Origin of the sequence: Paenibacillus sp. ov031, assembly GCF_900143165.1 — a bacterium.
GTDB classification, from domain to species: Bacteria; Bacillota; Bacilli; order Paenibacillales; family Paenibacillaceae; genus Paenibacillus; species Paenibacillus marchantiae.
Genome location: NZ_FRDO01000001.1, coordinates 1919573 through 1932068 on the forward strand (window position 1 = coordinate 1919573; position 12496 = coordinate 1932068).

The following is a 12496-nucleotide window of genomic DNA, read 5'->3' on the forward strand; positions in this document are numbered from 1 at the left end:
TCCGATCTCTCCTTTACCTTATTTCCTAACAACAGGAATCCATATTTCACCAAATAACAAGCCGTTTTGTTGTCCCATCTCAACCGTAGTATTTGGCCCACCAACATATGCATAATTCGTTTCCGCTGGTAGAACTTGTCCGAATGCAACGCCAGTAAGGTTATTACTCAACTCATCAGATGTTGTCCCTTCCCCTTTAACGACCAGGTATTCTCCCTTGGGGAATTGGATTACTCTGGTTGCTTCTGGCAGTGTTTCTTCTGTCATGACGCCCGCATAATGCATCATCTTGTTATTCACCGCTTCGTTCACGGCAAAAATATAGTCATTTGTCGCTATAGCTTTTAAAGCATCCAGGCTTCCATCTTCTTTCACAGCCGACCAAAAATCCACCTTTTCTTTGTTAATACCAGCAAAGTCGGTGTAGTGGCTCTTAAGCTCAGTTCCTATACCTAAAACGATAAAGCTGTCTTTTTCCTCAATATTGTAATTACTCATTCCTAACACCGTCCTCTTTAAATTTATCAATGGATTTGTCTTTTCACTTGATGGGTTTATAATAACCTTAAATCATGTCAAATTATGATACTGTTTAGGGGGACCCATGAAAAAAGTTGAACGGATCAATATCATCATGAGGTATATCAATAACCGCGCCCACTTTACCATTTCCGAAATCATGCGGGAATTTAACATCTCTCGTTCGACCGCTATTCGAGATATCCGAGAAATTGAAGCTATGGGTATGCCGCTTGTCGCTGAAGTTGGGAGGGATGGGGGTTATTTTGTCATGAACAACTCTGTCCTGCCTACGGTCCGCTTTACGGATAATGAAATCAAAGCTCTTTTTCTCGCCTTTATGGCAACCCGAAATCAACAACTTCCTTATCTGAAGAGTCGTCAAACTTTAACCGAAAAGTTACTGGGCCTCATCTCCGAAAATCAGCAAGATGACCTTGTTCTTTTAAATCAAATATTGCTTTTTGAAGGAACCAACCCCCATAATCCCGACTTGCTTGATCTGTCAGACCTGCCCCACCCTATGTTGGAAAAACTCATACAGCTTCTTCTTATAGAGAACTATCTGTTGGTTACCGTCCAAGAAGAGATGGAAATAAAGTCTTATCCCATTTATCTTTTGCACCTTTATCGTGAAAAAAGCCTATGGCTCATTGAAGGCTTTGACTTAGAGGAAGAAAAGAGACGGATTTTATCTGTCGATAATCTCACCCATATAGAATTATTCCCTGTGAAAAAAAAGTTAAGTAAGAAAAAGATTTTAGAACAACTAAGTAAGCAGGAGGAAATGATTAACCTTGTCCTTGAACTGGGTCCAAAAGCGATTGGCCAATTCAAAAAATACCATCCTTTAAAGCTTTCACTTTCTTATACGAACCCTTACCAAACCACAGCCGTTATAAAGACCTTCATCAATGTTCATCATGCAGAAGAATTAACCGAAATAACCAATTGGTTGCTTTTCTTAGGTGGAGATATCAAGATCAAGGAGATGCCAGAAGAAATCTTAGCAGGTGTACAAGAGAGATTAAGCTTATATTGCCCCTAAGTAGTGGATAGTTAAAACCAAATAACTTTGAACTTAAATCATGCTTTTATTATCTGCTGTTTCTACTGAGATCTACTATGGGACATTATCCCAATTCCCCTAAGCTTTAAGGTAACATTTAGCGATAAAAAAACGCATTGAGGAATTATCTCCTCAACACGTTTTCTGGCGATCTATAACTCACTCACATCATCTGTTATTGTTAAGCTCTTCAAAGAACTTAATATTAATCTCGAAATTAGGCACAGTTTGAGATTCTTCAGCTTGTTTGACTAATCTTACAACCATATCATTATAAGGTGTTGAGATTTGTTTGCCTGAAGCTGAGCGCGGAACTACTCCATTGATATAATCAATTTCGGTCTTCCGTTGCTTTTCGAGATCCTGTAGCATGCTTGCTTTTAACAGTCTGGACGACTCCATGAGAACCCGAAATGTTTTAATTCGTTCCGGGATATCCTCTTCACTTTGTATTTCCAAAGATTCAATATCAAAGCCACTCATCGTGGCAAATTTCACACCATTTGCGTGTCCAACTTTGATCGTTTCATCGGCAATACGGACGGCACTCACAATACTAATATCATGGTCAAGCACGACACCATATTCCACATTTAGTGCTGCAGATAGGCCGCTAAAAGCATTGTTAATAAGCAATTTAGACCACTTCGTGCCCACCAGATTATCGGAAATATGTGTTCCACCCACAAGGTCTAGTATAGATTTGATCTGTTGAATTCTTTCGGTTGTTTCACCATTTAATTCACCAATTTGAAAAGCATACTGCTTGAAGCGGCTAAACTCTGTTGTAAGTCTTGATACTCCTGGTTCAATAAACGTAGCACCAAATTCAACAGATCCGGCAATTACCCGTTCTCGGCCAACAATGGAAGCCACCTTCTCTTCAGGGATACCGTTCTGCAAGGAAAGCACAACACTTTGGTCGTTTAAAAACGGCAACAGATCTTGCAGGACAGACTCGTTATATAGCTGTTTAGTTAAAAGCAAGATTAAATCATATGTTCCTGACATATCCTCAGGAGTAATGGCAGTCACCTTTGCCTGGAAATCCGTAGTGCCAGTAATTTGGGCCCCTGTCTGGTTTAATGCATCAACATGTGCTTGATAGACATCGATCAACTCAACATTTTGTCCGCCGGCAGCAATATATGCACCAGCGATGGTTCCTAAGGATCCTGCTCCTAAAATTGCAATTCTCATATGGAATTCCCCTACCTTTTATGTTTGATTGCTTTTAATGACGTTTATTTTTCATCAGCTAAATAATCATATATAACTTTTGGAGAAGGCAGCGAAAGCTCTGTTATGATATGGGAAGCTGAAACAACCTCAAGTACAGGCAAATCTGCCATTGGCGCAAGAGCATGAGCGAATAGCTCCAGTCTTGCAGGACCTGACCAGGCGCCCTGAATTTTAATATCCGTAATTTGGCTCCGTACCAGTTCACAGATTCTTGGATATCCGTCATAATCAGGCATCTTTTTCAGCATATAATTTGGTTTAACAATCTCTTGTAGCGCCTCCGAATGATCAAGTGGAAAATGCTTATATCCCATGGTCGCGGTAGCCACTCTTAAAGAGCCATAATCCATAAGTCCAACCAATGTGTCGGAATCTACATACAAACTGGGTTTGCCCATTTTTTTAGGATAGGCACCTATTTCCCTGCCTGATGCGATTGCAGGAAAACTGTCTACGTACATTGCGTGGAGATAATCTCCTTCCTCCCCTTCAAAGTTAACAGGTATCACCTGTCCACACTCTGTATAGGAACCAAGGCCTGTTACATCCGGCATTTTCATGATCTCAAACCTTACAAGCGGAGAGGTAACTTCCAATGGCTCCGGAACGATTTTTCTTAAGCTCTCCAGATCAGTTCTATATAAAATGTTCAAGTATTCGCGATTATAGAAACGATATGGTCCCAAAGGAAATGCCCCTGCATCCAGCGGAGTTGTAAATTGCCTAACCACTTCTTCCTTTCTCATCTGAACGACACCTTCCGATCTCTAATTTCTTCATTCTGTTGTCTGATTTCTCTACCGAAATGATGATTACATAATCAATCTTACATCTCAATTTACATTTAATCTAATACATGATAATATATAAACTCATTTATTATAATAAATATAAGAGGTGCACTATAGTGGAGCTGCTTCAGTTGAAATACTTTCAGACCGTCGCTTATACAGAACATATATCTAAGGCTGCCGAACAATTAAATATTGCTCAGCCTTCTTTAAGCCTAACGATAAAGAGACTTGAGGATGAGTTGGGTACAACCTTATTTGACCGGAAAGGAAGAAATATTCAATTGAATGTATCCGGAAAAATCCTCTTGAAACATGTCAACAGGATTTTCACCGAAATTGAAAATGCAAGAATGGAAATACAAACGCAGGATAACGAAATGGCCCATACCATCAAAATATCGATTTCAAATCCCAGATTCCTATCAGGACTGATCACCAGGTATATTACCCAGTGTCCGGATACCAATATACAACAGGGACTTGGAGCTAGAAATGACATCCTTGCAAGCTTAAAAAAAGGGGATATTGATTTGGGGATCGCAGGTCCACCTATAGCGGACGATGAGATTGAGAGTTGTGTCCTTATTAATGAAGATATCGTGCTGGTTTTACCTTCCACACACAAGTTTGCGACAAAATCTGAAATTTCGTTAAGCAAATTGGCCGAAGAATCTTTTATTTCCCTTGCTAATAATGAGGAATATAGCTTTTTTACAACCGAGCTTTGCAAAAAAGCAGGATTCACTCCCAAGAATATATTCGAGGTGGACTCTCATTTACTCGCGGAGATTATTAAGGTCAATCAGGGTATCTCGTTAATCCCTATCTCGGTCTGTAGAAAGTTGGATTTGAATTACGTCAGAATCGCAGATATTAATCCCACCTATCCAGTGGGGCTATCTTGGGTGAAGGATAGACATTTATCCTCCTCCACCAGAAATTTCCGGGACTTTATTATTGCATATTTTAATGATCATTATGCATTGTACAAAGTTTAAAAAACTACATATTCGGAGCATTCTGTGACTTTTTGCGACTTGAAATTAGTCATTGGTTTTCATCTAAAATGCAGTAAAATATCGTTCACTGATTGTTCAACGGACTGCTCCGAACTATCCAGCCAAAATCCGATTTGAGGCGTTTCCTTCAAAAAGTCTGAATACAAATTCTCTACCGTGAAGCCAGTGTACCCCACTTTTCCTCTTGTTTTTTCACGCTCTTTTACCACTTCTACCTTCGGACACAGCACAATTAACTGAACCGGGTAATCCTTTAACTGCTCCATCATATAGACTAATTCCGCGCCGTAGTAATTATCCTGCAAAACAACAGAAAAACCATTCTCATAATAGGTTTTTGCGGCATTTGCGGCTAACTGATAACGCAAATATAATTGACGGAATGCTTCTTCCGACGGTTCAGCGGACATGTCTTCGCGGCCGGATACAATCATGCGACGGAATATATCACCACGCAAATGCACGGCTTTTCCCAGCTTGGAAGCCAGCAGCTCGGACACTGTTGACTTACCAGAAGCCATTACGCCTGTAATTAAGTAGATCGCTTTTTCCATAACTAAATACCTCCTTCTTATCATAAAAAGAGACCGGCCTATACAAAGAAGAAACATTCAACAGAATTAAGATATGGGTTCTTAGACATATTTATTTATCATGGCATTTAGAAACTCTCGAAATTCTTCAACATATGCTTTAGGTTCTATGATTTCCAAATCCGTTCCAAAGCTAGCTAAAAACCGGAATCCAAAGTGGTTTTGCGGCATATCTATTTCGGCTATAAGCAGTTCGGAATTGTGAGCCTCAATCCTTTTTTGACCGTATCTTTCAATAAATTGATCTTTTATTCGATGTGAGATCAATACTTTAATTGTAATTAGATTCGGTTGATAATATTGCTCTGTTTTCTGTTCAGTCATATAATCTCTAGCAATAAATGTTTTAATATCGATATTCAGATTATCCGTTCTGGACAGTTTAAACGTTCGATACTCCATTCGATCTAAACAAAACCCCTTCAAATACCAACTCATTTCACTAAAATGAAGTTGGTATGGCTCGACCCGTCTCTGTGACTTGACCCCACTTTGATCTATATAATCGAATGTAAGTAACCTTCCTTGCTCTATTGCTTCCTGACAGGTCTTTAAGATTTGGACAATTTCAGGACGACCATCCCAATTATAAAAAGACAGTTGAATTGTACCTCCCGAAATCGTTGAACCTATCATCGATTCAATCTTTTTAAGCGTTGATTCTACTTCGTCACTAAAGAGAATTTTCCCTAATCCGCCCAGTGCAGTTAGTATATTTTCTAAATCATTGCTACTTAGAAGTCGTTTGTCTATTTTGTATTCATCCATAATCCCGTATCCACCGTTCACTCCATTTATAGAATAAATGGGAATGTTAGATAATCCAAGTGTTTCCATATCACGTAGAATCGTTCTTTTGGACACATTGAATAATTTTGCAAATTCGGTAGCTGATACGACATTCTTTTGCAGCAAGATCATTATGATCGATATTAATCTTTCAATTTTGTTCATGATAGTCCTCTTTAGGTAAATAAATTTCGAACATAGCTATAATAGGTGACAATCTAGCTGTCACCTATTATAGCTTACACTTCATGTATTACAAGAAGGAGGTTTTATCATGTCAGTTATTGCATATTTAAATTTTGAAGGGAACACAGAACAGGTCATCGCGTTTTACTCAGAAGCTTTAAACGCAAGTAAGGTGAAAAAAGTGAAATTCAAGGATTTTTCACAAGATCCAAACTATCCATTGCCAGAAAATGAGTTGAATATGATTATGGAGTCATCGTTAGAATTCGCTGGTGGGAAAATAATGATGTCGGATGTTCTTCCTTCGATGAAGAATGTAACGGGTGAGCTGGTTAAAGGTAACAATGTAATCATTAGTATCATTATTCATGATAAACGTGCAATGAAAAACTACTTTACTAATTTGTCTGAAGGCGGCTATGTGATCATGCCATTATCAGAGATGCCTTGGTCTTCCTGCTTCGGAATGTTGGTTGATAAATTTGGTATCGTTTGGAAGTTTAATAGCGACGCTGACACATTCCTAGATAGCGTAATTTCTAATGCTACTTAATGAACTGCTTCCAGCAAAGTCTAAAAGCGAATTGAGATTTTGGTTTCAAGAACATTGCCTGACTGAAAATTCTTGCTGGGTCGTGGTGAGTATGAAATCAACACCAGGTACGCTGCTGTATCTGGATGCTGTTGAAGAAGCCTTGTGTTTTGGATGGATTGATGGACAAAAAAAGAAAATTTCCGAGACTCAATTAGCTCAAAGACTATCTCCGAGAAGCAAAAAAAGTTCGTGGACTGAATTGAATAAAGAACGAGCCCGTCGCCTTGAATCGTTGGGATTAATGACAGATGAAGGTCGAAAGGCTCTCCCTGATCTCAGTTACGAATCATTTAAAATTGACCCTATTATTGAGCAGAGGTTGAAAGAGGACACGGATGTATATCAGAATTTTGCGGCATTCCCAGATCTTTATAAAAGAATTCGAATCGACACCATCCAAAGCTATAAAACTCAACCTGCGTTATTTAACAAAAGATTAGATAAGTTTATAGCAAACACCAAACAAAATAAAATGTATGGCAATTGGAATGACAATGGGCGCCTATACAACCAAAACACCTCACCTTGAATATTCAAGGTGAGGTGTTTAACCTGTTAAATGCCTGTCTTTTTCTTCTCAGATTCGGGATAGCGGTCACCCACAATTTGGATCTTGCTAATCTCATCATTAATTGTCATCAATTCCTGCTCGGTGAAGACAATATCAGATGCTGCAACATTTTCTGAGATTCTACTGACATTTGTTGTGCCTGGGATAGGTACAATAGAGGGTTTCTGAGCAAGAATCCATGCTAGTGCAATTTGCGCTGTGGTTACATTTTTCTTCTCAGCAAGCTTGTTCAGATACTGAACAACCACCTGATTTGCTTCCATCGCTTCCTTTGTAAACCGCGGAAGCTCGCCCCTGTTGTCGTTCTCCGTGAATGAAGCATTCTTGTCTAATTTCCCGGTAAGAAATCCACGACCCAAGGGACTATAGGCTACCAAACCGATCCCCAATTCATCGAGTACGGGAAAAATGTCTCTTTCCAGCTCTCGCCACCACATCGAGTATTCACTTTCCACTGCCGTCAGTGGTTCAACGTTATGCGCACGACGAATCGTTGTAGCGCTCGCCTCTGACAAACCCCAGTGGAGAATCTTACCTTCTTTTTTCAGCTTTTGCATCATCAACGCCACATCTTCAATTGGAACCTTTGGATCAACACGGTGGATGTAGTATAAATCGATATAATCTGTTTTTAATCTTTTTAATGATCCTTCAACCGAACGAATAATGGATTCTGGACGGCTGTCCAGTTCATTTGTTGTGCTAGCAATTTTATGGCCTCCTTTCGTTGCAATCTGTACCTTATGCCGACGCCCTGTGAGCGCCTCACCAACAAGCTCCTCATTGGTGTAAGGCCCATAAACCTCCGCTGTATCAAACATCGTGATGCCAGCATCAATAGCTGAGTGTACAACGGATATCATTTCACCCCGGTCTTTTGCCGGTCCCCGATGGTAGTTCAGCCCCATACATCCAAATCCAACTTCAGAGGTTTCCAAACCGTTGACTCCCAAAATTCTTTTCTTCATCATCGTTTCCTTTCTTAACCGTATTTTTTATCAGGCTTATAAATTTGTGTAAGAGTATCTACTCCTATGGTAATTTCCAAAGTGAAAGATTTCTAATACCTATGATGAATGTTTTATCATGCCTAATATGTATCGTATAATAATCTGTAAGTTATCCATTAGTGGACTTATGGAAGGATGATTAGAATGGATATTCGTGTTTTGAAGTATTTTTTAACTGTGGCTAACGTAGGCAATATAACAAAAGCAGCAGAAATCCTTCACATTACACAACCAACACTAAGCCGACAGCTTATGGATCTTGAAGAAGAGCTGGGTACTCGTTTGTTTATACGGGGCAAGAGGCAAATTACGCTGACCGATAGCGGGCTACTTTTTCAACAACGGGTAAAAGAAATTATTTCCCTTCTAGATAAGACAGAAAGAGATCTGGCAGAACAAAAAGATTTGATTGGTGGCGTTGTTTCTATTGGATGTGTTGAGTCCACCGTTTCTAGAGCGTTGCCAGAATTATTAGAGGAATTCTCCAATCGGCACCCTAGGGTACAATATGAATTGTACAGCGCAGATGGAGATGACATTAGAGAGAAACTTGATCGAGGGAATATCGATATCGGTATATTTTTGGAACCAATTGAAGCTGCAAAGTATGAATATATTCGATTACCTTATGAGGAAAAGTGGGGGATTCTGATGAGACGTGATGATCCTCTTGCTCAGAAAAAATTTATTGGTATTGAAGATATTCTTGCTTTACCCTTAATTCCGCCCCGACGTACAATTGTACAAAATGAGATTGCAAGCTGGCTTGGAGTTGAGAATGATAGCCTGTCAATTTTTGCATCACATAATTTACTGACGAATGCTATGCTGTTGGTAGAACGGAAACTTGGATATGCCATTTGTGTGAGTGGATCTTATACGATCCGGGAAAGTAGTCGTACTTGTTTTGTTCCATTTGAACCTGAACGAACCACTAGTCATGTACTCGCTTGGAAAAAGAATAAAATATTCAGTTCAGCTACTGCACACTTTATTCAGTTTATAAAAGATACCTATCAAACTTAATCTCCATGATTATTAAAATAACCCAAAGCCCACGTTCTGCTCCAACTTGAGCAATACGTGGGCTTTTACGATCTTAATTTTATCTGAACAGTTAGGTGACCTTCTCCGGTATTTTTGGATTCAGCATCAAGTCATCTCCCTAATCCTAAATGTTCATCAATCGCTGGCTTCGCCTTACTCGCCCAGGCTGTTCCAGAACGCTTGGAAGGCACCTTTCTCGATTTCGAAGAATACCGGTACATTGCCGTAACGCACCAGACCTTCCCCAAACAGGACTAATTGGACCTGTGTCTTATCTTCGAGCGTCAGGTAGATGATCTTGCGGTCTTCTTGCCCGTAAAGGCGCTCCTCCAATTCAGGGCTTGTTGCTACCGGTTTGGCAGCGTATAGCGCTGAGATAAAGCTGTTAAGCGATTTGTCCGCTGCGAGCGGCTGCAGCTGCTGCAAGCCGTTGTTCCAGCTGGCGAAGGTCTCCAACTGCGCAGAAGTGACGTTGCCTTCGAGGTGAAGCTTGCCGATCAGGTCTTCGCCGCTGCTGATAGTGATGCCGTTGCTCTGGTCAAACAGTTGGGCATATACCTGACCATCGATCTCGGTGTAAGACATGATACGGAAATTCGTGTCGTAGCCGTTGACCGCATAGATGTCCGCTTCTCCAATGTTGGAGGCCAGCTCCGTGTACTCACCCTTGTCGCTCAGCTCATGAATGCCCCCTGTTGTAGTACCGAGCTTCTCGCCTCGCAGGGCAAGCGCATCCGTACCGTCAAGCGATGTAGCAGACTGTGTATAGACGTTGCCCTGATAAACCACCAGTTGAAGCATATCGGCCTTCACGCCGTTCTTTGAACCCGGCAGCTCTGTCTTCGGAATCACCACAGGGTCGAATGATGCGCCCGGAGTGACCTGTGCCACCTGCGTCGCTGGCGCGGCCGGTCCGCTCACTTGCTGCCATATGCTTGGCGCCGCGAGTCCAACACTGGCAGCAATGACGACGCTCGCTGCAATATATAGAGGTTTTCGCTGGCGCTTTTGTTCATGGCGTTGTGTGTTCAAGGTTTGCTCTATCCGTTTTTTCATTTGGTCATTTGTTTTCATATGGTCCACCGCTTTCTTATAATTTCGTTTGAATTGTTCCTCGTTCATTGGGGTTCTTCTCCTTCCAGCTCCAGTTTTAACAGCTGTCTTCCCCGCTTCAATCGCATCTTCACTGCAGACTCGCTGATCTGCAGAATCTCGCCGATTTCCCGGATCGGATAATCTTCGTAATAGTACAAATGAACCACCGATCTATACTTGACGGGCAGTGACAACACGAGTTCGATCAGTGCCTGATCTTCGGGGTCGTCTGTCGTAAGGGGATCTGCTCCCTCCAACTTGACCTCCCGTTTGCGCCAGCCTCTGCCTAATAAGGATTTACAATGATTGGTGATGACCCGGATCAACCATGCTTTCTGATGCTCTGCATCGTTGAATATAGGGGCTTTTTCCATTAACTTGATGAAGGTATCCTGAGTGGCTTCCTCCGCGTCCTCTCTCCTGCCGAGGTGCACCATGGCAATCCGGAACAGCGTATCCGCGTAAGTCTCATAGACTTTCATCATATGATCTCCCCGTTGGGGCATTGATCGCTGCATGGTTGTTCTGCCCTCCTTTATATCTCTAACACTCTCAAGGACGGCATTTGGTCACATTTTGTTGTAAATTTAATATTTAGATATTTTTCAAACGAGTGACCAGATCAACCTCTTGTTCTCAAGGACGGATATAGATTTATAAGATAAAACAATAAAAAGCCGCTAAAATAGCGACTTTGAAGATTAAAATCCAATTGGGATTCATCATATAGCGAGCCTTTTGGCCACAATTAAACTTACGGAAATTTAGACAGACAAAAAGCCGTCATTATGACGGCTTACACGATTTAACGCATCTATGGTAGTTACAGCAATAACAGAAAGCGTGTTAAATACTTCTATGGATTACACTTTTGGTCTCTGCTGCCTCAAAAATGGTCTCAATCAGTACAAGTACTCTGTGAACTTCATCATTCTTAATTGCAATTTCAGATTTCCCTTCGAGTACAGAGACGAAATTTTCATAGAAGCTTTGCTCCTCCAAATCCGGCTTTTCAATCGCAAACTTTAGTGTGGACTGTTCGGACGGCGGTGCCATCGTTTTGGTCAATCCCTGCCCCGCTTTGATAGGTTTCGGCTCTATATGAGCAACATCCGGATTTCGAGTGATAATCTCTCCACTTAAATCCCAGTCCCTAATCACTGCTGTACCTTCCGTTCCTTTGAGATACCATCTCGGTAACTTCACATAATTGGTCGTTCCCACTTCAATAAGTGCCGTAAGGCCATCTTTAAATGTTATATAACTCGTAAAGCCATCATCCACTTCGGTTCCCAAAATATAACTTAAATTAGCCGCTACACTTTCGATTTGGCTATCTGTAATCCGTAGCAGTTGGTCCAGCAAATGCACGCCCCAATCCAGCAGCATACCTCCACCGTAATCCTTCAGCTGGCGCCAGTCGCCAGGAATGCCATTGGCTCCTTGAACCCGAGATTCCAAATGGAACAGCTCGCCCAATGTCTTTTTATCGATGATGTCCTTGGCAGTCCGGAAATCTTCATCCCAGCGACGATTTTGATGAACCGTGAATACACGTTTCTCCTCGTTCGCTACCTTGACAATATCATTAAAATCCTTGCTGGTTATTGTAACCGGTTTTTCGCAAATTACATGTTTACCAGCCTGCAGAGCTTGAATTGCTATATCTTTGTGAACATCATTAGGTGTAGCAATCAAAACGATATCCACCAGCTCATCTGTCAGAACAGCATCCAGACTTGCGTATGTTTTATAGCCGGCTTCCTTTCCCAATTCCATCCGATATTCAACAGTATCGTATACCCCGATTACGGAAATCTGTGATACAGGCTCAATTAACTGGCAATGATAGCTGCCCATCCCCCCAAAGCCAACAATTGCTATATTATAAATTCGGTTATTCATCTTCATCGTCCTTTCCCTTTTTGAATATGCCTACATGTTAGATTTCTCACAGCAAACTTTAT

Annotated in this window: 14 protein-coding genes; 5 read left to right on the plus strand and 9 right to left on the minus strand. The window is 41.1% G+C overall.

The features are described 5' to 3' along the window. Window positions 1–18: 18 nt before the first annotated feature. Window positions 19–498, minus strand: a complete 480-nt coding sequence (locus BUA17_RS08105; protein ID WP_063562670.1) for a GyrI-like domain-containing protein — start codon at window positions 496–498, stop codon at window positions 19–21. Between the two features lie 106 nt (window positions 499–604). Here BUA17_RS08105 and BUA17_RS08110 point away from each other — a divergent pair, with 106 nt between their 5' ends. After that, on the plus strand, window positions 605–1567 hold the full coding sequence (locus tag BUA17_RS08110; protein ID WP_072733181.1) for a helix-turn-helix transcriptional regulator: 963 nt from the start codon (window positions 605–607) through the stop codon (window positions 1565–1567). Between the two features lie 189 nt (window positions 1568–1756). Here the strand turns inward: BUA17_RS08110 and BUA17_RS08115 are convergent, their stop codons facing one another. Both BUA17_RS08115 and BUA17_RS08120 read right to left on the minus strand, forming a co-directional pair. Then, window positions 1757–2788, minus strand: coding sequence for a ketopantoate reductase family protein (locus BUA17_RS08115; protein WP_072733182.1), 1032 nt, complete (start codon window positions 2786–2788; stop codon window positions 1757–1759). A gap of 44 nt (window positions 2789–2832) precedes the next feature. Beyond that, window positions 2833–3576 (minus strand): acetoacetate decarboxylase, encoded by a 744-nt coding sequence (locus BUA17_RS08120; protein ID WP_072733183.1) that lies wholly within the window; start codon window positions 3574–3576, stop codon window positions 2833–2835. Window positions 3577–3737: 161 nt separating this feature from the next. Between BUA17_RS08120 and BUA17_RS08125 the strand changes: the two genes are divergently transcribed. Continuing rightward, window positions 3738–4622 (plus strand): LysR family transcriptional regulator, encoded by an 885-nt coding sequence (locus BUA17_RS08125; protein WP_063562674.1) that lies wholly within the window; start codon window positions 3738–3740, stop codon window positions 4620–4622. A gap of 59 nt (window positions 4623–4681) precedes the next feature. Here the strand turns inward: BUA17_RS08125 and BUA17_RS08130 are convergent, their stop codons facing one another. Beyond that, complete coding sequence (locus tag BUA17_RS08130; protein WP_072733184.1) at window positions 4682–5197, minus strand: AAA family ATPase; 516 nt, start codon at window positions 5195–5197, stop codon at window positions 4682–4684. Between the two features lie 81 nt (window positions 5198–5278). Beyond that, window positions 5279–6190 carry a helix-turn-helix transcriptional regulator gene (locus BUA17_RS08135; protein WP_072733185.1) on the minus strand — a complete coding sequence of 304 codons (912 nt, stop codon included), beginning with the start codon at window positions 6188–6190 and terminating at the stop codon, window positions 5279–5281. Between the two features lie 109 nt (window positions 6191–6299). Between BUA17_RS08135 and BUA17_RS08140 the strand changes: the two genes are divergently transcribed. After that, complete coding sequence (locus tag BUA17_RS08140) at window positions 6300–6764, plus strand: VOC family protein (protein WP_072733186.1); 465 nt, start codon at window positions 6300–6302, stop codon at window positions 6762–6764. Continuing rightward, a complete protein-coding gene (locus BUA17_RS08145) occupies window positions 6754–7335 on the plus strand; it encodes a YdeI/OmpD-associated family protein (protein WP_063562678.1) in 582 nt (193 codons plus the stop codon). Before BUA17_RS08140 ends, BUA17_RS08145 begins: the two co-directional genes overlap by 11 nt. 26 nt (window positions 7336–7361) lie before the next feature. Here the strand turns inward: BUA17_RS08145 and BUA17_RS08150 are convergent, their stop codons facing one another. Next, entirely contained in the window at window positions 7362–8345 is a 984-nt protein-coding gene (locus tag BUA17_RS08150) for an aldo/keto reductase (protein WP_072733187.1), read from the minus strand. A 186-nt stretch (window positions 8346–8531) separates the two neighbouring features. On the opposite strand from BUA17_RS08150, the gene BUA17_RS08155 reads away from it, so the two are divergent. Beyond that, entirely contained in the window at window positions 8532–9413 is an 882-nt protein-coding gene (locus BUA17_RS08155) for a LysR family transcriptional regulator (protein WP_072733188.1), read from the plus strand. A 174-nt stretch (window positions 9414–9587) separates the two neighbouring features. Here the strand turns inward: BUA17_RS08155 and BUA17_RS08160 are convergent, their stop codons facing one another. From BUA17_RS08160 to BUA17_RS08170, 3 genes are all read right to left on the minus strand, one after another. Continuing rightward, a complete protein-coding gene (locus BUA17_RS08160; protein WP_072733189.1) occupies window positions 9588–10556 on the minus strand; it encodes a hypothetical protein in 969 nt (322 codons plus the stop codon). Beyond that, window positions 10553–11047, minus strand: a complete 495-nt coding sequence (locus tag BUA17_RS08165) for an RNA polymerase sigma factor (protein WP_064637406.1) — start codon at window positions 11045–11047, stop codon at window positions 10553–10555. The genes BUA17_RS08160 and BUA17_RS08165 overlap by 4 nt, the downstream gene beginning before the upstream one ends. A 328-nt stretch (window positions 11048–11375) precedes the next feature. Beyond that, window positions 11376–12440: a Gfo/Idh/MocA family protein gene (locus tag BUA17_RS08170; RefSeq protein ID WP_064637404.1), complete on the minus strand. Its 1065-nt coding sequence runs from the start codon at window positions 12438–12440 to the stop codon at window positions 11376–11378. Window positions 12441–12496 lie beyond the last annotated feature (56 nt).